This is a genomic window from Streptomyces sp. NPDC002754 (assembly GCF_053592315.1).
Map to the genome: position 1 here is coordinate 25,611 of NZ_JBSFVM010000015.1, position 20,075 is coordinate 45,685.

At 72.1% G+C, this 20,075-nt stretch carries 18 protein-coding genes and 1 pseudogene; 4 read left to right on the forward strand and 15 right to left on the reverse strand.

The annotated features are described in order from the left end of the window. Positions 1-245 precede the first annotated feature (245 nt). On the reverse strand, positions 246-1,898 hold the full coding sequence (locus tag ACWD2L_RS26065; protein ID WP_451191632.1) for a thiamine pyrophosphate-binding protein: 1,653 nt from the start codon (positions 1,896-1,898) through the stop codon (positions 246-248). 2 nt (positions 1,899-1,900) lie between these two features. Next, positions 1,901-2,704 carry a cyclase family protein gene (locus ACWD2L_RS26070; protein ID WP_451191634.1) on the reverse strand — a complete coding sequence of 268 codons (804 nt, stop codon included), beginning with the start codon at positions 2,702-2,704 and terminating at the stop codon, positions 1,901-1,903. Positions 2,705-2,780: 76 nt separating this feature from the next. Between ACWD2L_RS26070 and ACWD2L_RS26075 the strand changes: the two genes are divergently transcribed. Beyond that, the gene (locus ACWD2L_RS26075) at positions 2,781-3,767 is read left to right on the forward strand and encodes a quinone oxidoreductase family protein (RefSeq protein ID WP_451191637.1); all 987 of its coding nucleotides are present in this window, start codon (positions 2,781-2,783) and stop codon (positions 3,765-3,767) included. A gap of 27 nt (positions 3,768-3,794) precedes the next feature. On the opposite strand, the gene ACWD2L_RS26080 is transcribed toward ACWD2L_RS26075, so the two are convergent. The 7 genes from ACWD2L_RS26080 to ACWD2L_RS26110 form a co-directional block, all read right to left on the reverse strand. Continuing rightward, positions 3,795-4,340, reverse strand: a complete 546-nt coding sequence (locus ACWD2L_RS26080) for a DinB family protein (RefSeq protein ID WP_451191639.1) — start codon at positions 4,338-4,340, stop codon at positions 3,795-3,797. Between the two features lie 115 nt (positions 4,341-4,455). Next, positions 4,456-6,018, reverse strand: a complete 1,563-nt coding sequence (locus ACWD2L_RS26085; RefSeq protein ID WP_451191641.1) for a PucR family transcriptional regulator — start codon at positions 6,016-6,018, stop codon at positions 4,456-4,458. Next, positions 6,015-7,082 (reverse strand): DUF917 domain-containing protein, encoded by a 1,068-nt coding sequence (locus ACWD2L_RS26090; protein ID WP_451191644.1) that lies wholly within the window; start codon positions 7,080-7,082, stop codon positions 6,015-6,017. The genes ACWD2L_RS26085 and ACWD2L_RS26090 overlap by 4 nt, the downstream gene beginning before the upstream one ends. A 160-nt stretch (positions 7,083-7,242) precedes the next feature. After that, complete coding sequence (locus ACWD2L_RS26095) at positions 7,243-8,346, reverse strand: DUF917 domain-containing protein (protein ID WP_451191646.1); 1,104 nt, start codon at positions 8,344-8,346, stop codon at positions 7,243-7,245. A 36-nt stretch (positions 8,347-8,382) separates the two neighbouring features. Continuing rightward, positions 8,383-9,936, reverse strand: a complete 1,554-nt coding sequence (locus tag ACWD2L_RS26100; protein WP_451191649.1) for a hydantoinase/oxoprolinase N-terminal domain-containing protein — start codon at positions 9,934-9,936, stop codon at positions 8,383-8,385. A gap of 12 nt (positions 9,937-9,948) precedes the next feature. Continuing rightward, positions 9,949-11,364 (reverse strand): purine-cytosine permease family protein, encoded by a 1,416-nt coding sequence (locus ACWD2L_RS26105; protein WP_451191652.1) that lies wholly within the window; start codon positions 11,362-11,364, stop codon positions 9,949-9,951. A gap of 114 nt (positions 11,365-11,478) precedes the next feature. After that, on the reverse strand, positions 11,479-12,009 hold the full coding sequence (locus ACWD2L_RS26110; RefSeq protein WP_451191654.1) for a TIGR03086 family metal-binding protein: 531 nt from the start codon (positions 12,007-12,009) through the stop codon (positions 11,479-11,481). 104 nt (positions 12,010-12,113) lie between these two features. Between ACWD2L_RS26110 and ACWD2L_RS26115 the strand changes: the two genes are divergently transcribed. Then, entirely contained in the window at positions 12,114-12,923 is an 810-nt protein-coding gene (locus tag ACWD2L_RS26115) for an SAM-dependent methyltransferase (RefSeq protein ID WP_451191657.1), read from the forward strand. A gap of 21 nt (positions 12,924-12,944) precedes the next feature. On the opposite strand, the gene ACWD2L_RS26120 is transcribed toward ACWD2L_RS26115, so the two are convergent. From ACWD2L_RS26120 to xsc, 5 genes and pseudogenes are all read right to left on the reverse strand, one after another. After that, the gene (locus ACWD2L_RS26120; protein ID WP_451191660.1) at positions 12,945-13,229 is read right to left on the reverse strand and encodes a cupin domain-containing protein; all 285 of its coding nucleotides are present in this window, start codon (positions 13,227-13,229) and stop codon (positions 12,945-12,947) included. A 92-nt stretch (positions 13,230-13,321) separates the two neighbouring features. Then, the gene (locus ACWD2L_RS26125; RefSeq protein WP_451191663.1) at positions 13,322-13,750 is read right to left on the reverse strand and encodes a VOC family protein; all 429 of its coding nucleotides are present in this window, start codon (positions 13,748-13,750) and stop codon (positions 13,322-13,324) included. A gap of 103 nt (positions 13,751-13,853) precedes the next feature. Beyond that, the gene (locus ACWD2L_RS26130; protein WP_451191666.1) at positions 13,854-14,099 is read right to left on the reverse strand and encodes a hypothetical protein; all 246 of its coding nucleotides are present in this window, start codon (positions 14,097-14,099) and stop codon (positions 13,854-13,856) included. Between the two features lie 49 nt (positions 14,100-14,148). Continuing rightward, positions 14,149-14,346: pseudogene (locus tag ACWD2L_RS26135) on the reverse strand (hypothetical protein); the annotation flags it as partial. 28 nt (positions 14,347-14,374) lie between these two features. Further along, a complete protein-coding gene (xsc, locus tag ACWD2L_RS26140; protein ID WP_451191669.1) occupies positions 14,375-16,213 on the reverse strand; it encodes a sulfoacetaldehyde acetyltransferase in 1,839 nt (612 codons plus the stop codon). 233 nt (positions 16,214-16,446) lie between these two features. Here xsc and ACWD2L_RS26145 point away from each other — a divergent pair, with 233 nt between their 5' ends. Then, complete coding sequence (locus ACWD2L_RS26145) at positions 16,447-17,217, forward strand: IclR family transcriptional regulator (RefSeq protein WP_451191672.1); 771 nt, start codon at positions 16,447-16,449, stop codon at positions 17,215-17,217. A gap of 3 nt (positions 17,218-17,220) precedes the next feature. On the opposite strand, the gene pdxR is transcribed toward ACWD2L_RS26145, so the two are convergent. After that, positions 17,221-18,693 carry a MocR-like pyridoxine biosynthesis transcription factor PdxR gene (pdxR, locus tag ACWD2L_RS26150; protein WP_451191676.1) on the reverse strand — a complete coding sequence of 491 codons (1,473 nt, stop codon included), beginning with the start codon at positions 18,691-18,693 and terminating at the stop codon, positions 17,221-17,223. A 255-nt stretch (positions 18,694-18,948) separates the two neighbouring features. Between pdxR and ald the strand changes: the two genes are divergently transcribed. Beyond that, positions 18,949-20,064 (forward strand): alanine dehydrogenase, encoded by a 1,116-nt coding sequence (ald, locus tag ACWD2L_RS26155; protein WP_451191678.1) that lies wholly within the window; start codon positions 18,949-18,951, stop codon positions 20,062-20,064. Positions 20,065-20,075 lie beyond the last annotated feature (11 nt).

A 20,075-nucleotide genomic window follows, 5' to 3' on the forward strand; every position in this document is an offset into this window, starting at 1 on the left:
GCCCCTGGTCCCCGGGCAACGTGGCTGAAGACGCCACAGTCGCATCGCCGACGACGCGACTGTGGTTCTCCGTCCGATGTGTGCCTGCTGGGGCTTCCTCCCGCGGTCCCTCGGCGTCACTGGACGGAACAGACGAGGAAGCGCGTGAAGGGGAGCCGTGCTTTCTCGTGGGTGACCCCCGCCGATGTTCGGAAACGATTTCCGGTGGGGGTTGCTTCTGCCCCTCCCGTGCGGCCGGGCGGGTCTCAGTGGCCGAACGCCTCCTGCAGCCACCAGGAACCCTCGTCCCGCGTCGTCTTGGCGTCGATCACCATCGGCCGGCCCGGGGCGGCGAGCCAGTCGGCGAGCGGGGCCAGGTCCTCCGGCGCCGTCACCGTCAGGACCGCGCAGCCGTGGCCGCGGGCGAGCGCCGCGATGTCCGTGTCGGGGAACGTGACCGTGGACAGGTCCGCCGACTCGGCAGGGTGTCCGAAGTGGTGGACCTCCGCGCCGTACATGGCGTCGTTGTAGACCACCACGAGGAGCGGCAGGCCGAGGCGCACCGCCGTCTCCAACTCCGATACGCCCATCAGGAATCCGCCGTCACCGCAGGCTGCCACCGGGAGCCGCTCGGGCCGGGCGAGCGCCGCGCCGATCGCCGTCGACAGGCCGAGGCCGATCGACTGGAACGCCTGCGTGAAGCACAGCCCGTACTGGTCGGGCACGTCGAGGTACATGCTCGGGTAGCCCATGAAGTTGCCCGAGTCGACGGCGACCGTGCGCTCGGCCGGGAGCATGCCGTTGAGCGCGCGGGTGAGCGTCCGGGGGTCGATACGTCCGTCACCTGTGCCGTCCTCGAACGGGACCTGCGGCCAACGGCCCTCGGCGGCAAGCTGCTTGGCGACGTCCGGCGTGCGGTAACCGCTCGCCGCGGGACCGTCCGACAGAAGCGACGCGACATCGTTCGCGGTCTCCGTGACACCGCCCCACAGACCCAGGTCGATGTCACGAGTACGGCCGAGGGCGTCGCGGTCGACGTCCACCTGGACCACCTTGGCGGTGTCGGAGATGAGGCGCCCGTGCCGCATGGTCCACATGTTCAGTGCGCAGCCCCAGCCCACGATCAGGTCGGCGCCGGAGAGGAGTTCGGCGGCCAGTGGCGTGGAGAAACCGCCCGCCACATCCACGCACCACTCCTCGCCCGGCCGCCCGTTGAACAGCCCGCGTGCCACCGCCGACGTGGCGAGCAGCGCGCCCGCCTGCGAGGCGAGCGCCGCGATCGCCTCACCGGCCCCGCCGGAACGCGCACCGCGACCGGCCACGAACACCGGGCGTTCGGCGCGGCGCAGCAGCTCGGCGAAGTCCTTGGCGTCGGCGGCTGCCGGACGCGGCAGGCCGGGGGCCGGACGGCGCCGAGGAGCCACCGCGTCCTCGGGCAGCGCCTCGTCCTGTACGTCGATGGGGACGTTGAGCACCACCGTGCGGCGCTCCTCCGCGCACAGCCGGAACGCGCGGGTCACGTCGTCCAGCGCCGTGCGCGCGGAGCGGACCCGCGCCGACACCGCCCCGACGGCCTCGGCGAGGGCCGGTTGATCGACGTAAAAGTTCGACGTCCGCTCCGTCGCCTCCGCCGTCACGACCAGCAGCGGCGTGCGGCTCTTCGCGGCCTCGGTCACCCCGGTAAGGGAGTTGGTGTATCCGCAGCCCTGGTGCACGGTGAGGACGGTGACCTCGCCACTGGTGCGGGCATGGGCGTCCGCCATGACCGCCGCGCCGCCCTCGTGCCGCGCCGCGACGAAGCGCGCGCCCGCGGCCACGAGCGCGCCGGTGACATGAAAGTTGCCGCTGCCCACCACGCCGAACGCGGTGCGCACACCGAGCCGGTGGAGTTCGCGGCCGATGGCTTCTCGTACGAGCATGCTCACTTGCCCTCCGCGGCGGGCGTCAGCGCCAGGACGCGCGCGGGACTGCCGGAGCCGCCGACGATGCGCAGCGGAGCGACCACGAGCACCGCGCCGACCGGCGGGAGCTCCCCGACATTGCGCAGCTGTGTCACGCCGTACTTTCCGTTGCCGAGCATGAAGTGGTGGACGGGGAAAGGCGGTTCGAAGCGGAACGCCTGACCGGCGTCCGTGCCGACGGTCTCCACGCCGATCCCCACGATGCCGGTCTCCTCTGCCAGGTAGCGGGCGCACTCCGGGGTGAGGCCGGGGGTGTGCGGGCCGTTGTCGTCGGCGTTGAGGAAGGCCGCCTGGTCGTCGGAGCGGGTGTCCCAACCCGTGCGGTACACCAGCCAGCCACCTTCGGGCAGCGCGCCGTGCTCCCGCTCCCACGCCTTGAGCTCGTCGAGGCCCAGCAGGTAGTCGGGGTCCTTGGCACACTCGGCCGACTTGTCCACGACCGCGGCGGGCCCCACGAGCCGCGCCGCCGGCACACTGCCCACGTCCTCCAGGTCACGGCCCGACGACCAGTGCACCGGGGCATCGAAGTGTGTGCCCACATGTTCACCGGTGTGGATGTGGTTCTGGAAGGAGATCTCACCGGGATCGTCCCAGTCGTTGAGCCGCTCCAGCTCGAAGTGGGGTATCGGGTGCATCGGTTCGGGCAGCGGCAGGATCGGCGTCCCGGACGACAGCGGGGCGGTGAGATCGACCACGCGGAGCGAGCCGTCGGCGAGCGATCCGGCCAGGTCGGTGGCGGCGGAGGTGTGCGGACGTGATGTCATGGCGGACATCATCGATCCTGCGGGTGCCGGAGCGAAACCTCCCCCACACACGGAAACGGAAGTACGGAGAACCGGAATGAGCAATGAGCCCGCGTCCGCACCGGCATCAGCGGCGACGTCCGTCTCGCGGGCGCTGCTGCTCGAAGAGTTCGGTGTGCTGCCGCGGCTCGTGGAACGACCCGTCCCCGACCCCGCGCCAGGACACACCCTCGTGCGCGTGAAGGCGGCGACCGTCGCGCACCTGGACCTGAACGTGCTCGACGGGCAGTTCGGCATCCTGCCCGAGCTGCCCTCCGTCCCCGGCACCCAGGGCAGCGGTGTCGTCCTCGCCTCCGCCGCCCACCCCGAGGGCGCGCTCGTGCGGGTGCGCGGCGAAGGGCTCGGACTCAGCCGCGAAGGCGCGTGGGCGCAGCACATCCTCGTGCCCGACGACGCCGTCGAGGTCGTGCCCGAGGGCATCGACGCCACCCTCGCGTGCAGCTACTTCTCGCCGGTCGGCACCGCATGGGCCGCCGTGCACCCCATCGGCCGGATCGAGGCGGGCGAGCGGGTCGTCGTCACCGGGGCGTCCGGAGCGGTCGGCGCCATGGCCGTGCAGCTCGCGGAGCGGGCCGGTGCCGAGGTGATCGGAGTCGTCGGCCGCGCGTCCAAGCTCGCGCACGTGCCCGGCACCGCGAAGGCGGTCCTCGCCGCCGACCTCTCGCCGGAGACCGTCGGCGGCACGGTCGACGTGCTGATCGACACGGTCGGCGGCGCCGTCCTGCGCGACGCGCTCGCCCTCGTCCGCCCCCGCGGCCGCGCCGCCCTCATCGGCTACACGGCGGGCCGCGAGCTCACCCTCGACCTTGCGGACTTCCTCCTCGCGGACGTCGCCCTACTCCCCGTCAACATGATCCACCGTGGCTCGGAGGTCGCCGCCGACGTCGACCGCCTCCTCCCGGACTTCGCCTCCGGCGCGCTGTCCCTTCCGTACGAGCGGTACGGCATGGACGAACTCGCCGAGGCGGTACGGCGGTTGCGCGCCGGTGAGGTCGTCGGGAGGGCGATCCTCGACCTCGGGTGAGCCCGGGCATCGACTTTTCGAGAGGCCTCAGCCCATGCTCTTCGAGCCGTCGAGCGACTCGCGGATGATGTCGGCGTGGCCCGCGTGCTGCGCGGTCTCGGCGACGAGGTGCATCAGCACCCGGCGAACCGACCACTCCGCACCCGGCTCGTTCCACGGGGCCTTTGGCAGCGCCCACTTGCGGTCCATGTCGGTCAGGGTCGCCACCAGCTCGTCGGTGCCCCGCGCGGCCTCCTCGTAGTCCGCCAGCACGGCGGCCAGCGTCTCGTCGGGCAGCAGCCGGAAGGAGTCCGCCCGGGTGGCCCAGTCCTTCTCGGTCATGGCCGTGAAGTCCGGCATGGCGGCAGCCCCTTCGAGGATGAAGCCCACCCAATTGCGCTCCACCTCCGTGACGTGCTTGATGAGACCGCCGAGACACAGCTCGCTCGCCGTCGTCCGCTGCCGGGCCTGATCATCCGTCAAGTCCCGTGTGGTGAAGGCAAGGAAGTGCCGCTGCTTGGCCAACGCCTCAAGGAAGTCGGCGCGTTCGCCGGTGACGGTGGACGCGTTGGTGGTCGACTCGCTGGTGGTCATGGTGTCCGCCTCTCGCGGGGAGTACCCGCTTGGTGTTCGGTTCGGTCACAGTAACCAGCGGATAGGTCAGGTCGTGACCTACTTCGCTCACTTCGCCCGCCCGGCTTCGTTCGTTTCATCCGTCCACGGCGGTTCGGCACGCCAGATGCAGGGCCAGGCGCTCGTCCGGATCCGCGAGGTCCACGCTCAGGAGCTGCTGCACGCGGGCGATGCGTGCCGCGACCGTGTTGCGGTGCACACCGAGGATCGCGGCGGTCTCCGCCGTGGAGGACTCCGCGTCGAGGTACGCGGTGAGGGTGTGCACCAGGTCGCCGGGCTCGCCGGACAGTGGTTCCAGCAGGGAGCGGGCCGCGGGCTGGAAGGTGTCCGTGCGGGTCCAGGCGAGGAGGAGCTGGGCGAGGCCGAGGCGGTCGACGTGGAAGAAACGGCCGCTCGCCTCCCGGCCCTGCGCCAGGCGCGCCGCGTCGGCCGCCTCGCCCAGGCTGCGGGCGATGCCGGTGGGACCCGGCTGGGCGCGACCCACCCCCACGTACGCGTGCAGCACCTCCGGGAGGCGGCGCTGCACGCGGCGCACGGCGGCGGCGTGCCGCTCGATGTCGCCTGCCGACGGCTCCTGGTCGGCGCTCGTCCACGCGGACCAGCCGTCGCCCTGCTCGACGACCTGGGCGCCGAGCCGCTCCGCCGCGAACGCGTCGGTGACCTCGGCGCGCAGGCCCGCCACGTCCACGTCGGGCCCTGTGCCGATGCGGATGCCGGTGTGCCAGCCGTCGAGGCGCCAGCCGAATTCAACCGCGTGCCGACGCACTGCGTCCGGGATCTCGCCGCCCGCCGGGCGCAGCAACTCGCCCAGCAGAGAGGTGCGGTGGCGGGCGCTGCGCTCCAGGTCGAGCCGGCGCAGCGCCATCCGTTCCCGCACGGCGCCCGACGCCACCTCCAGGGCGGCCGCGACGGCGTCGGCCTCGGGGGCCAGCCGGGCGGGCAGCCGCACGGCGAGGCGCGGGCGGGCGCGTTCGGTGCCGACGGGATGGGTGAGGAGGTGGGCGCCGCTGGGCAGGTCGAGCGGGCGGGGGAGCGGTGGCCCGGTCAACTGCCGCGCCACCGTGCCCTGTTCGGCGGGCGTCACCGTGGCCGGGTCGCCCGCCAGGTGCCGGGCGTCCGCGGTGAGCAGGGCGACCGGGCGGTGCAGCAGCTCGCCCAGATCGGCGAGCAGCGCGTCGACGCCCTCGTCCGCGCGGGCGCACACCTGCGCGGTGCGCAGCGCCGACTCGGCGCGCAGCAGCCCCGGTTCGGCGGTCATCCGCTCCAGCGCGAGGTACGCGGCGAGCGGGTCGGGGGAGCCGAGGACGGGCAGCCGCAGCCGCTCCGCGAGCAGCGTCGACGACATGCGCAGCGCCGTCACCCCGGGAACCAGCAGAGCCGCGACACCCGCGCCGTGCGCACGACGTAGTAGCGCGTCCAGTCGCCAGTCCCCGCGGTCCGCGCCGCCGAGCAGCACGAGGAGCCTGCCGGCGGCCTCCTCGGCGAGCGGATGCGCCAAGTCCAGCGCCGCTACGGGGTGTTGGACGGCGCGGTCGTCCCCGGGGCCCGCGATGAGGGTGACGTCGTGCCACGTGGGGTGCGCGAGCATCGCGGAGAGGGACACACCAGCGGACGAGCCACTTCGGGTGGTACTGGTCATGTCGTGGCCGCCTCGAATCCGACGACGCCCGAGTCCAGGCCGAAGGCGCGGGGCGACACGTACGGCTCCGTGTCGGGGCGCCGCCAGAACTCGGGGCCCGGCAGTGTCACGGCTATGACCTCCTGGCCGGGCCGGACCCGGTCGATGGCAACGGGGAGCGCCGTGCGGCGGTCCAGGAGGCAGATGACATCGGGGACGGTCGCCGCGACCTCGCCGTCGCGCAGGGCGAGCAGGATCTCGTTCTCCGTCTCCAGGCGGACGACCGCGCCGGACGCGACGTCCGCGACCGTGACGCTGCCCCGCCCGAAGCCCGGGCCCTCGCTGCGCGCGACCTCCCGGATCCGGCCCGCCGCGAGCACCCTGCAGCCGAGCGCGGCCTCCACGGCGTCCCTGTCCGGGCGGTGCGGGAGTCCGGCGTGCGCGCGGCCCAGGGCCAGGGCCCGGGTGAGGGAGCCGTGGACGCAGGCGTCGCGCACCTCGCTCAGCCGGACCGGGGCGAGGGCGAGTGCGGCCCAGCCGCCCGCCGCCGTGAGGAATCCGCGGACCGTGCGTTCCAGGCCGCGCGCGTCCATGCGGTCCACCACCAGGATCTGGCCGCCCGGTTCGGCCAGTGCGCACGGGGTGACCGGGAGGCCGCGCACCGCCCAGCTGAGCTGGTCCAGGCGGGGGAGCGCGCGGCCCATCAGGTCGACGTCGACGACGGGGAGGCCGAGGTCGAGTGCGGCCAGCAGCACGGTGAGGGCGTTGGGGCCGCCCGCCTCCAGGGCCATCAGTGCGTCGGGGGCCGGGCCGCCCGTCCAGCGGGCGACCGCGCCGACCGCCTCCCGGAACTCCTGGCCGTTCGGCAGCTTCTCGCTCAGTACGTTCACCGCGCCCACGACGCCGACCGGGACGAGCACGGGGTCGTGGGGGCCGGCCCCGTGCCAGGTGGCCGTGCCTTCCTCGCCCAGTGAGCGGCGGAGCATCGAGGCGAAGGCCGCGGCGTCGCCGCCTCCGCCGCAGCCGAGGATGTTGACGCCTGTGACCAGGGCGGGGACGTCTCCGACGGTGATCGTGTGGGGCACTCGCCGATTGTCTCAGCGGGTCGCTGGGCGTGCGCGACCGGCGCCCATCCGTGGTTACGGTCGCGGGGCTCCGCCCCGGACCCCGCTGGCTCTCGTCCCAAGGCGGGGCTTGAATGGCTCACCCGCCGCCGAGACATGATTCAGGTTCCGCGCCGCACGCTCAAGACAGTGGCAGCCGGCCCTCCACCGGGCGGAATTCGTACGGGAGGCCGAAGCAGGACGGGCCGAAGACGGAGAGGGCCTCCGGGGTGCGCATGATTGCTGGTGCCGCGATGCCGATCACCGTGACCCGCTGGCCGTAGCGGAGCGCCTCCGTGGTGATGGGTTCGCCCGTGTCCGCCTCCAGGACACACACCAGGTCCGGCACCACGCAGATCGGCTCGCCGTCGCGGAGCGCCGCCAAGTGCTCGTTCTGGAAACGGAGTTCGAGGTCCGAGTCGCCCTCGAACGCCGCGAACGTGGCGCGGCCCCGCGCGAAACCGCCCTCCGTGCGGCGCTCCACATCGGTCACCTTGCCGCGGAACAGCACCCGCAGGTGACCGTAGATCGTGCCGCCCACCGCCTCGCCGAGCGCCTCCACCGGATCGCGGTGCGCCTCACGCGCCTCGCGTACCGCACGGCCCAGGGACAGCGCGAGGGACAGCGTGCGCGGCACCGCGGTGCGCTTGAGCTGCTCGCCGGTCATCGAGTACTCGGCGATCGCGGCGCCGCCACCGAGTCCGACCGTGACCCGGCGGGCCAGGTCCTCCAGGCGCTTGGTGTCCTTGCCGGTGTCGAAGACACAGGTCTCGCCGTGTTCGCCGGCCATGGCGAGCGGCGAGGCCGGGATCCCGTACACGTGGAACGTCTCCATCTGGAGTTCCGGGAAGGCGCGGCCCATGCCGTCCGCGTCGACCACCGGAAGGCCCGTGCGGGCCGCGACGATCAGCGGGATGAGGGAGTTGCTGCCGCCGCACTCGATGGGCATCGTTGCGTCCGCCTTGCGCCCGGTGAGCCGTTCCAGGGCGCGCAACGCGGCCACCGGCTCGTCGGCTCCGGGCAGCTTCTCGACCATCACGGTGGGCGCGCCCATGTTCGCGACCGGGATGATGAACGCGTCGTCGTCGACCTCGTCCGGGTCGAGGACGGTCACGGGACCGTACTCGCGCATCGCCTCGCGCACCAGCAGGCGGCCGATGGTCGGGTCGCCGCCCCCTCCGGTGCCGAGGATCGCGGCGCCGCGCGCCAGGTCGTCCAACTCTTCGAGGCCCAGGGTCCAGCTCATGTGCTCGTGCTCTCCTTACGTGGGTGGTGGCGGGACTCAGTCGACCTGTTGCAGGTCGCCCACGGCCTTGCAGCGGATGCGGGTGGCGTTGCCCGGCAGGTAGGGGACGGGGACCTCGTCGAACTCGACGATGCGGACGCCGGCCGGGTTCGCGCCCGCCGCGACGGCCCGATCGACCGCCTCCTGCCGTGCCTCGTCAAGCACGGCATCGCGGCGACCCGCGTCGATCGCGTAGACCCGGTCGACCTCGCCGCCGACCTGCGCGATGGCCGCGCCGATCGCGTTCGCGACCGCGAAGTGGTCGGGGCGGTGGACCGTGCCGGAGCCCGGCAGGGTGTCCGGCAGCAGGACCGAACCGCCGCCCACCGCGACCACCGGCAGCGGCTCGGGCGACGTCCGCATGGACTCGACCGCGCGCGCCACGTCGGCGGCGATGGTGTCGAGCGCCTCCTTCACCAGGCGCGCGTCGAGGTGGGCGACGGCCGAGCGGTCACCGATGTCGGTGAGCCCGGCCGCGACCGCGACATCGGTGGCGGTCAGCGTGGAACCGGCGAACACCAGGGCCTCGTCGGTGAGCCGGTAGCCGACCGAGCGGGGGCCGACCGTGACCCGGCCGCCCTCCTCGACGACCAGCGAACCGCCGCCGATGCCGATGCTCTGCACATCCGGCATCCGGAAGTTGGTGCGCACCCCGGCCACGTCCACGGCCGTCCCCGCCTCACGGGGAAAGCCCTGCGTGAGGACGCCGACGTCGCTTGTCGTGCCGCCGACGTCGACGACCGCGCAGGTGTCGAGCCCGGACAGCACCGCGGCGCCGCGCATCGAGTTCGTCGGCCCTGAGGCGAACGTGGCGACCGGGTAGCGGCGCGCGAACTCCAGGTCCATCAGCGTGCCGTCGTTCTGGCTGAGATACAGCGGCGCGGTGATGCCGAAGCCGGCGACCGCCCCGGCGAGGCCGTCGACGATCCCGGCGGCCAGCTCGCGCAGCGCCGCGTTCACGGCCGTCGCGTTCTCCCGCTCAAGCAGGCCGATCCGGCCGATCTCGTGGGACAGCGACAGGGCCACGTCCGGGCCCAGCTCGGCCCGCAGGATCTCCGCCGCGCGCACCTCGAACTCGTCGCTGACCGGCGAGAACACCGAGGAGATCGCCACGGACCTGATGCCGTGGGCGGCCATGTCGGCGGCGTGCCGGCGCAGCTCGTCCTCGTTCAGGTCGGCGATCTTCCGCCCGTCGAACTCGTGGCCGCCGTGCGCCAGGTACGGCCGCCCGGCGATGGCCCGCGTCAGGCGCTCGGGCCAGTCCACGAACGGGGGCAGCGCCGACGTCGCGGGCAGGCCGAGGCGCAGCGCCGCCGTCGGGGCGAGATTGCGGGCCTCGACGAGCGCGTTGAGGAAGTGGGTGGTGCCGATCATCACGGCGCCGACCGCGGCCGGGTCGAAGGCGTGCTGCGCGCGCAGCGCCTCGAGCGCGGACACGATGCCCGATGTGACGTCCTGGCTGGTCGCGGACTTGGTGGTGGCGAGCACCCGCGGTCCTTCGAGCAGGACGGCGTCGGTGTTGGTGCCGCCGACATCGATTCCGATACGCACGGAACTCTCTCCTTAGCGGGAATCGCCGCTGGAGGCGGCGGAGACGTGAGGGGTCTGGGATGCAGGGGAGTCGTCGTCGTTCGCGACGGCGTGGGTCTCATCGGACACCGGCGCACCGGCACCCAGGTCGCGGGACACACCGACGCCGCGGATCAGGCCGAGCCGGCCCAGAACGACGTAGGCGACGAACGCGACGACGACCGAGTTGATGCTGGGCAGGCCCCAGTCGACGAATTCACCGACGCAGAAGGCAAGCACCCACACGATGAGCGTCGCCGGGACCCAGGTCGGCGCGGTCGCGGGCAGGGTGCCCGAGGCCCGCGAGGCCTCCAGGTCGCCGCGCCACCGCTTGACCACGAAGTACTCGGCGATCATCACGGCGGCGATGGGCGGGAAGGCGACGCCGAGCAGCGTCAGGAAGTCGGTGAACCGGTCGAGGATGCCGGCCGCCGCGAGCAGGCTGCCGATGACACCGAGGAGGACGGTGACGGTGGCGCGGTTGACCTTGCGGCCGAAGACCGACTCGATGAAGTTCACGACGCCGAGGCCGGAGCTGTACAGATTCCAGTCGTTGATCTTCAGCGCGCCCATGATGACGACGAGCGTGCCGACCCAGCCGACCGAGGACACGGCGATCGCGGTCACGTCGGCGGACCGGGTGGCGTGCGCGAGCAGCACTCCGGCGAGCCCGACGACGTACTCACCGAGCGAGATGCCCACCACGGTCTGCTTGACGACGTCGGCGGTTGTCCGGTTGAAGCGGGTCATGTCCGGCGTGATGATGGCGCCCGCGATCGCCCCGCCCGCCACGAGCGTCGTGCCCTGGACGAGGGAGAGCTGCGGTCCGGGCGGCGCCGAGGTGACGAGGTGCCCGATGTCGTGGCTCATCAGCTCGTGCACGGTGGACCAGCCGACGAGCAGGAGGAACGCGGGGACGGTGATGTACGCGGCCCACGTCATGGAGCCGAAGCCCCACAGCACGACGGCCGTCACACCGAGCCCGAAGAGGACCGACCACACGGGCGCGGGGAACACCCCGACGAGCCCGGCGAGCGCGTCGGCCGAGATCGCCGACTGGATGCCGAACCAGCCGATGAGGCTCAGCGCGATCGCGAGCCCGATCAGCGAGGACCCGACGCGCCCGAACCCGGTCCAGCGTGCGAGCACGGACGTCGGAAGACCCTCCCGTACGCCGATGATCCCCACGAAGATCGAGAGCACCTCGACGATCACCGAGCCGAAGGTGAGCGCCCAGAACGCCGTCCAGAAGTCCATCCCGAAGCCAAGCGTCGCGCCGAGCACGAACTGGCTGAGCCCGGAGATCTGCCCGAAACGCTGCAGGGCTACGGACCACCAGCTGTAACGGGCGGCGGTGGGCACTCTGGTCAGGGCGTGGTCGTCCACCCCGACGGCGCGTGCGGCGGCCATCGAACCTCCAAGCGACTGCGGTTTCCCGCACGCTACGGCGGCCGCGGAAGGGGCGGGATGGGCGCAGTGCATGGTGGGGCGGAGGTGACTGTGCAGAGTGCACGGGCAGCAGGTTCAGGGGCGGCGCCCCGTGAGGCCCACGATGCGGTCCATCAGCGGCGCGTCGGAGGGTGTCTCGACCGGCGGTCCCCACAGCTCCGGCAGGGGCGCCGCCGTCACGAAGCCGGAGACGTGGTCGAGGCAGCCGCGCAGAGTCTCCTCGGGCAGGTCGAAGGGCTGTCCGGTGGCCCGCGCGAGGTCCCAGCCGTGCACCACCATCTCGGTGAGCGCGACCTTCCCCCACGTGTCGTTCGGCAGCGCGAACCCCGGGCCCTCCGTCTCGCCCCGCCAGGCCTCCGGGTCGTCCCAGGCGTCGCCGAGCGCCTGCACGCTCTTCACCGTCCGCTCCCGCTGGTCTCCCGGCTCCGCAGGCAGGGGCGCCTCCTTGCGGGCGAAGCCGGTGAACGCCCGCGCCGCACCGTCGACGTGGGCGATGAGCTCGCGCACGGAGTACTCGGAACAGGGCGTGGGCAGCGACAGCTGCTCGTCGCTCACGCCGGTCAGTACGTCGGTCATCCGGTCGCAGGCCGGCTTCAGATCGATCACGGAAAGTCCTCCTCGGGTGGCATGCCGTGGTGATACTGGTGCAGACCGCCCCCAGGGCCCGAACTCATCGGCGTACCCGGCGTGTTGTGTGTGAGGCTGGGGCCATGGATCAGACGGATGGCGAACTCCGCGACAGGCTGCAGACCGACCGCCCGCACTCCGCCCGGGTGTGGAACTACCTACTGGGCGGCAAGGACAACTACCCCGTCGACAGCGAAGTCGGCGAGGCCATCCTCGCCACGTTCCCCGAGTTCGCCGCCGTCGCGCGGATGCAGCGGCAGTTCCTCGTGCGCGCGGTGCGGTACCTGGCGGGCGAGGCGGGCGTCCGGCAGTTCCTCGACATCGGCACCGGCCTGCCCACGGCCGACAACACGCACGAGGTGGCCCAGCGCATCGCCCCGGACAGCCGGATCGTGTACGTCGACAACGACCCGCTGGTGCTGACCCACGCGCGGGCCCTGCTCACCAGCACGCCCGAGGGGACCTGCGCCTATCTGGACGCCGATGTGCGGGACCCGGAGCGGATCCTGGCCCAGGCGCGCGAGACCCTGGACTTCGACCGTCCGATCGGTCTCACCCTCCTCAGTATCATCGGGCAGCTCTCCGACGAGGACCGTCCCGCCGAGGTGGTGTCCGCACTGCTCGACGCGCTGCCGCCCGGCAGCTACCTGGCCCTGACCGACGGCACGAACACCAACGACGCGCTGAACACGGCGGTCGCCGGCTACAACCAGCAGTCGGTGCACACCTATCACCTGCGGTCACCGGAGCGGATCGCCGCGTTCTTCGACGGCCTCGACCTCGTCGAACCGGGAGTCGTCCACACATCGGCCTGGCGCCCCGATCCCGGCGCCCAGCGCCCCGAGGCGTCGGCGGTCGAGGCGGCGGTGTGCGGAGTGGCGCGCAAGGTGTGAGGGCGCCCTGGAGGTGGGGCGCTACTTGCGTTCCACCTCAACGAAGGCCAGCGGGTCCTGGCCCGCGTTGACGACCTCGTGCTCGCTGCCCGCCGAACGCGCGTAGGAGCGGCCCGCGTACAGCTCGTTGCGGGTGACCGTGCCGTCCGGGGTGATGACGTCGGTGTGGCCGTCCGTCACCGGGACCACGACGTAGTCGTACTCGTGCACGTGGCGGCCGGTGCTCTGCCCCGGCTCGAAGTCCCAGCGGGTGACCCGCGTGCGCTCGTCCTCGTGCTGCACGGTGGCGCGGGCGGTGGTGGTCATGTTCACGGCTCTTTCGTCGGGCGGATCGGTGGCGACGGGCATCGCCGCAGGCGGCAGGCGAGGGTCTGGCCGCCGGACAGACCCTAACCGGATCAGACAGCGAAGAGCTGCTCGAGGTCGGCGAAGGCCTTGAACTCCAGGGCGTTGCCCGCCGGGTCGAGGAAGAACATCGTCCACTGCTCGCCAGGTTCCCCCTGGAACCGCACATAGGGCTCGATCACGAAGTCCGTGCCGGCGTCGGTGAGGCGCTCGGCGAGACGCTGGAATTCCGGCACCGGGAGCACCAGGCCGAAGTGCGGCACCGGCACCTCGTGCCCGTCGACCGGGTTGGTACCCGCGGGCCCTTCGCGACGTGTCCCGTCGCCGACCTGGTGGGTGACCACTTGGTGGCCCCCGAAGTTCCAGTCGATCCACCGGGTGTCCGAACGCCCTTCGGCGAAGCCGAGCACCTTTCCGTAGAAGTCGCGGGCGGTGGCGAGATCGTCGACCGGAATGGCGAGGTGGAAGGGGACCAGCGGCATCGGGAACTCCTTGTGCGGTCGGTGGATCGGGGCGAGGTGATCCCTGTCCCGGTGGGCGAACCGGTATGCGTGGGAGCGGTGTGCGCCGCTCCCCAGCCACCCCTCAGCGTGCCGCCGCCGGCTCCTCGTCCTGGGGGTCCGCCGCTCCCGGCCGGGGTGCGGGCGCCGTCACCAGCGGCGGCTCCGTGACACACGGCCGGGACCAGGCCAGGGCGCTCAGACCGAAGGTGAGCGCCGCGTTCAACACCACCGTGAGCAGGCCCGCGTTGACCCCGCCGAGGTCGGGTTCCACCACGTACAGCACCAGGGAGGCGGCGACACCCGCGATCATGCCCGTCGCCACCGCCACTGAACTGGTACTGGCCCCACGGCACCAGAGCCACCAACAGGGCGAGCGCCGTGATGAGTTCGAGGCCGCGGCTGCGGAAGTGCCGGCCGAACACGTCGGGGATGGTCATCGCGTCGTAGCGGACACCGGCCCGCCAGATCAGCGGCGCCACGTAGAAGCCGAGCGGATAGGCCAGCAGGATGTAGCCGAGGAACCAGACGACGTAGCTCGCGCCCTTGGCGTAGATGCCGGCCGGGAAGCCGATCATCGTGTAAGCGGCTGAACGGCTACAGCGATCAGACGTAGTCCCGGTACTTGTCGAGGTGCCTGACCGGCTTCGACAGGGCGTCGCGGCGGAACGGGTCGCCCAGCTCACGGGTGGTCATGACCTCGATGACCGTGGTGCGTCCCTCGGCCATCTGCGCCTCGACGGCCTTGCTCAGCGCCGGGCCGACGTCCTCGAGCCGGTCCACGATCACGCCGTCCGCGCCCATCGCCCGGGCGATCCCGGCGAACGACTCGCTCTCCAACTCGCCCGCCACGAACCGGCGGTCGTAGAAGTCGACCTGGTTCTTCTTCTCGGCGCCCCACTGCCGATTGTGGAAGACGACGGCCGTGACCGGGATGTCGTGGCGCACCGCCGTCATGATCTCGCCCATGCTCATGCCCCAGGCGCCGTCGCCCGCGTAGGCGACCGCGGGGCGCTCGGGCGCGGCCAGCTTGGCGCCGATGATCGTCGGCAGCGCGTAGCCGCAGTTGCCGAAGGACATCGGAGCGAAGAAGGACCGCGGTTCCTCGAAGCGCAGGTAGCTGTGGGCGATGGAGTTGATATTGCCGATGTCGGTGGAGACCATCACCCGTTCCGGCAGCGCCTTCTCCAGTTCGCGCAGCACCTGACGGGGGTGCAGCCAGGAGCCGTCCTCACCGTCCTGCTCCGTGATCATGTCGAGGCTGTACGGGTCCGTCTCGTGGATCCAGCCGTCCAACTCCTTCTCCCAGGCGTCCTTCTCCGCCTGAATGGTCGCCGAACGCCGGGCGCGGGTCTGCTCGCATGCCAGGTCACGGCCGTCGAGCCGGTGCACGAGGGACTGCGCCGCGGCGCCCGCGTCCCCGCAGATCCCGACCTCGATCTTCTTGACGAGGCCCAGCATGCGGTGGTCCGCGTCGATCTGGATGATCTTGGCGTCCTTCGGCCAGTACTCCATCCCGTACTGCGGCAGCGTGCCGAACGGGCCGAGCCGGGTGCCGAGCGCGACCACCACATCTGCCTGCGCGAGCAGCTTCATGCCCGCCTTGGAGCCCTGGTAGCCGAGCGGCCCGCACCACAGCGGGTGGCTCGCGGGGAACGAGTCGTTGTGCTGGTACGAGTTGACGACCGGCGCGCCCAGCCGCTCGGCCAACGCCTTCGCCTGCTCGACCGCGTCACCCATGACCACACCGCCACCGGAGATGATCACCGGGAACTCGGCCTCTGCGAGCAGCCGCGCCGCCTCCTCCAGGCTGCGCTCACCGCCGGGGCCCCGGTCGAGGCGGGACGGGCGCGGGATCTCGGCCTCGATGTCCCCGTAGAAGTGGTCGCGCGGGATGTTGAGCTGCGTCGGGCCCAGCTCGCTCATCGCCCGGTCGAAGGCGCGGCCCGTCAGCTCCGCCATCCGGCGCGGATTGTTCACGTGCGCCTGGTACTTGGTGAACTCCTCGAACATCGGGAGCTGGTTGGTCTCCTGGAAGCCGCCGAGCCCGATGCCCATCGTGCCCGCCTCGGGCGTGACCACGACGACGGGGGAGTGCGCCCAGTAGGCCGCCGCGATCGCCGTGACGCAGTTGGAGATCCCCGGTCCGTTCTGGCCGATCACCACGCCGTGCCGGCCGCTCGCCCGCGCGTAGCCGTCCGCCATGTGCCCGGCGCCCTGCTCGTGCACGACCGGGATCAGCTGGATGCCGGCTGGCGCGAAGATGTCCATCGCGTCCATGAAGGCCGAACCCATGATGCCGAAGATGTCCTTGACGCCGTGCGAGACCAGGGTCTCCACGAACGACTCGGAAGGGGTCATCCGCTGCACGCCGGCGGCCACCTGACGGCCGTCCTCGGTCGTGAACTGCGGTTGGGACGCGTTGTTTGCCGTGGACTCGGTCATGGAGTTTCCACCCTTCGACGTGCTGTCGGTGCTGGTGCGGGGTGGCGCATGTTCAATGGGGGAGAACAGGTTCCGGGATCCGGTACGCGGTGTTCCCGAAAGCGGGACACGTCGAGGACCGTAGAGCGGGCATCTCGGCAGCGTCAACCGTGCGTACCGAATTCCGGGACGTGCTGCTACGTTCAGTGGCCCGGCAACCGGCCCTCTCCAAGGGGGAGTTGAGGATGGTGCGCATGGAGGACGGAACCCCGGCGCTGCGCCTGTTCGCCCTGCTGGAACACATCGCCCGAACCGACCGACTGGTCACCCTGACCGAGCTGGTCGCCGAGACCGGCCTGCCCAAGCCGACCGTGCACCGGATGCTGCAACAGTTGGAGGGCGCGGGCCTCCTCGACCGCCAGGGCGACGGCCGCCGCTACGGCGCGGGCGGCCGGCTGCGGGCCTTCGCCGAGGACCTGCTCAGCCACGGCACCCACCACGCCGCGCGGCACGCGGTGCTGCGCCACCTCGTCGACGAGATCGGCGAGACCTGCAACCTGACCGCGCCGGCCGGACCGGAGGTCGTCTACCTCGACCGCGTCGAGACCCCGGAACCGCTGCGGTTCGCCCTGCGGCCCGGCTCCCGCGTCCCGGTGCACTGCAGCGCCAGCGGAAAGCTGATCCTCGCGTTCCTGCCCGCCGCCCAGCGCCGCAAGATCCTCACCGCGGCTCCCCTGAAGGCGTTCACCGCGCGTACCCGCACGGACCCCGACGCCCTGGAGGCCGAGCTCGACCAGGTGCGCAGGGACGGATTCGCCCTGGACGACGAGGAGTTCCTGCCCGGCCTGGTGTGTGCCGCCGTGCCCGTGCCCCGCGGTCCGGGTGTGGACCCGGTGGCGTCGCGGGTGCGCCAGTGCGTGGCGCTCCAGGCGCCCGTCGTGCGGGTCAGCGTGGAGCGGGCCGTGGAGCTGGTGCCGGTGCTGCGGCGGGCGGCCGAGCGGATCGCGCGGGTCGAGGCGGAGTGAGCGTTACCGCGGAGGCAGTGACTCCCGCACCACCTCACCGAGGATCGCGATCCCGGGCTCGATCACATCGGCCCGTGGCGCCGCGAAACCGACCCTGAAGTGCCGCAGCGTGTCGGGGTCGGGACCGCCCAGGAAGAGGATGTCACCACGCTCGATCAGCACACCCCGCTCGCGCGCACGCCGCACCAGCTCACGGCAGTCAAGACCTTCCGGCCCCGACATCCACAGGCTGACGCCGCCCGGCGCCGGTGAACTCGCCCACGGCAGCGTGTCGTTCACCGCGTCCCGCATGAGCCGCCACTTCAAGCCGAGGCGCGCCCGGCTGCGGCGTACGGCCCACTGGTAGTCGCCCGACTCGATCAACAGGCCCAGCGCCCGCTGCAGATGACCGGGAGGATGCCGCACGGAGTACCGGCGCAGGTCCCGCAGATGCGCCACGAGTTCGGCCGACCCCACCAGGTAGCCGAGCCGGAGCCCCGGCGCGAGGAACTTGGAGAACGTGCCCAGGTACACCACCTGCCCCGTCGTGTCCTGCGACTTGAGCGCGGGCGTCGGGCTGCCCTCGTAGCGGAACTCGCTGTCGTAGTCGTCCTCCACCACGACGGTGCCGGCCTCCCGGGCCGCCGCGAGCAGCGTGCGTCGACGCTCCGGGCCCAACGTCACATTGGTCGGGTGGTGATGACTGGGCGTCACATGGAGCAAGGTAGCGCCCGCCAGCGAGGCGGGCGGCCGCAGCCCGTCCCCGTCGACCGGCAGCGGACGCAGTTCGGCGCCCGCCCGCAGGAAGATGTGCCGCGCGTCCAGATAGCCGGGATCCTCCACCGCGGCCACCGTGCCGGGCCCCAGCAGCGCCCGGCCGAGCAGATCGAGGCCCTGCTGCGAACCGACCGTGACCAGCACCTCGTCCGTCTCGGCGGCGACACCGCGTGCGGGCAGCAGATGCGAACGGACCATCTCCACCAGCAACGGATCGTCGTCCGCCACGCAGTCCTGCAACGACCAGGCCGCGTGCGGCCGGTCCAGCGCCCGGTTCAGCGAGCGCGCCCAGGCCCGCGCCGGGAAGGCCCGCGGATCGACCTGCCCGGCCGGGAACGGATACGGGTAGCTCGCCCAGTCGTGCAGCTTCTCGATGTGCGGAAGCCGGTCACCTTCGCGGCCGCGCAGCCGCCCCGACCAGTCGAAGGCATGCTCCTGCGGGGGCTCCGGATCCGGCTCCGCGCGAGGCGCCATCCGCGGATTGACGAACAGCCCCGAACGGTCCCGGCTCTCCACGAAACCCTCGGCCACCAGCTCCTGATACGCGGCGGTCACCGTATTCCGTGACACCCCCAACTCCTGGGCGAGGAGCCGCGAGGACGGCAGCCGGCCACCCGCGTCCAGCCGCCCCGACGCGATGCCGTGCTCGATCGCCTGCCGCACCTGCCGGTACAGCGGCTCCCCGCGGCCCCGCTCGATCTCGATCAACGTACGTGGCATGTACCGCCTCCGTCTCGCCGTCGGCCTGGCACCCTCAGCGTGCACGCAACTGGACCTGTCGCGGTCGCCGCGTCGTTCGGCACGGTAGCCGTGGTGGCCCCGCACGCACGAGAGTGCGCGGCTCGCGCCACCTTCCACGCAGGCTCTGTCCCGACGTCGCAGCCTCCACCCCAACTCGTGTCGAGCGCGCCAACCCACGCCTGTCGCCACCGCGTCCGCCCCGCGTTCCGGGCCGGGCCAGAGGGGAGTCGAACCGTGAGGATCGGTATTCCGCGAGAAGTGAAGAACAACGAGTTCCGCGTCGCCCTGACCCCCGCAGGGGTTCACGAACTGACCGCACACGGCCACACTGTCACCGTCGAGGCCGGCGCGGGAGCCGGGTCCGCGCAGCCCGACGCCGACTACACGGAGGCAGGCGCCCGCGTCCTGCCGGCCGCCGACGACGTATGGGCCGAGGCCGATCTGGTCCTGAAGGTGAAGGAACCGGTGGCGCAGGAGTACCACCGGCTCCGCCCCGACCAGGTCCTCTTCACCTACCTCCACCTCGCCGCGTCCCGCGCGTGCACGCAGGCGCTGCTCGACGCAGGCACCACGGGCGTCGCCTACGAGACGGTGCAGGCGGCCGACGGCTCGCTGCCGCTGCTCTTCCCGATGTCCGAGGTCGCGGGCCGGCTCGCGCCGCAGGTCGGGGCGTACCACCTGATGCGGGGCGGGGGCGGACGCGGCGTGCTGGCCGGTGGTGTCTCCGGCACACGGCCGGCCCGCGTCGTCGTCATCGGCGCCGGAGTCGCGGGCATGAACGCCGTCGCCGTCGCCACCGGCATGTGGGCGGACGTCGTGCTGCTCGACACCGACCTGAACAAGCTGCGCGCCGCCGACCGGATGTACCAGGGCCGCATCACCACACTCGCCTCGAACCGGCTCGCCCTCGAACAGGCCGTGCTCGACGCCGACTTGGTGATCGGGGCGGTCCTCGTCCCCGGCGCCAAGGCGCCGCGCCTCGTGAGCAACGACCTCGTCGCCCGCATGAAGCCCGGCGCCGTGCTCGTCGACATCTCCGTCGACCAGGGCGGCTGCTTCGAGGACACCCGGCCCACCACCCACGCCGACCCCGTCTACCAGGTCCACGACACCCTCTTCTACTGCGTGGCCAACATGCCCGGCGCCGTCCCGCACACCTCGACCCACGCCCTCACCAACGTCACACTGCCCTATGTCCAGGCCATCGCCGACCACGGTCTGCGCGCGGCCGCCGCGGCCGACCCGGCGCTGAAGCGGGGCATCAACACGCTCGGCGGGCGGCTCACCTACCGGCCGGTGGCCGAGGCCCACGACATGAAGCACGTCGACGTCGACCAAGCCCTGCTGTGAACACCAAGGCG

Bases quoted from the DNA above. Each gene is read 5' to 3' on its own strand.
- ACWD2L_RS26065 (WP_451191632.1), bottom strand. From the start codon at position 1,898: ATGCTCGTACGAGAAGCCATCGGCCGCGAACTCCACCGGCTCGGTGTG.
- ACWD2L_RS26070 (WP_451191634.1), bottom strand. From the start codon at position 2,704: ATGACATCACGTCCGCACACCTCCGCCGCCACCGACCTGGCCGGATCG.
- ACWD2L_RS26075 (WP_451191637.1), top strand. From the start codon at position 2,781: ATGAGCAATGAGCCCGCGTCCGCACCGGCATCAGCGGCGACGTCCGTC.
- ACWD2L_RS26080 (WP_451191639.1), bottom strand. From the start codon at position 4,340: ATGACCACCAGCGAGTCGACCACCAACGCGTCCACCGTCACCGGCGAA.
- ACWD2L_RS26085 (WP_451191641.1), bottom strand. From the start codon at position 6,018: ATGACCAGTACCACCCGAAGTGGCTCGTCCGCTGGTGTGTCCCTCTCC.
- ACWD2L_RS26095 (WP_451191646.1), bottom strand. From the start codon at position 8,346: ATGAGCTGGACCCTGGGCCTCGAAGAGTTGGACGACCTGGCGCGCGGC.
- ACWD2L_RS26105 (WP_451191652.1), bottom strand. From the start codon at position 11,364: ATGGCCGCCGCACGCGCCGTCGGGGTGGACGACCACGCCCTGACCAGA.
- ACWD2L_RS26115 (WP_451191657.1), top strand. From the start codon at position 12,114: ATGGATCAGACGGATGGCGAACTCCGCGACAGGCTGCAGACCGACCGC.
- ACWD2L_RS26120 (WP_451191660.1), bottom strand. From the start codon at position 13,229: ATGACCACCACCGCCCGCGCCACCGTGCAGCACGAGGACGAGCGCACG.
- ACWD2L_RS26125 (WP_451191663.1), bottom strand. From the start codon at position 13,750: ATGCCGCTGGTCCCCTTCCACCTCGCCATTCCGGTCGACGATCTCGCC.
- xsc (WP_451191669.1), bottom strand. From the start codon at position 16,213: ATGACCGAGTCCACGGCAAACAACGCGTCCCAACCGCAGTTCACGACC.
- ACWD2L_RS26145 (WP_451191672.1), top strand. From the start codon at position 16,447: ATGGAGGACGGAACCCCGGCGCTGCGCCTGTTCGCCCTGCTGGAACAC.
- pdxR (WP_451191676.1), bottom strand. From the start codon at position 18,693: ATGCCACGTACGTTGATCGAGATCGAGCGGGGCCGCGGGGAGCCGCTG.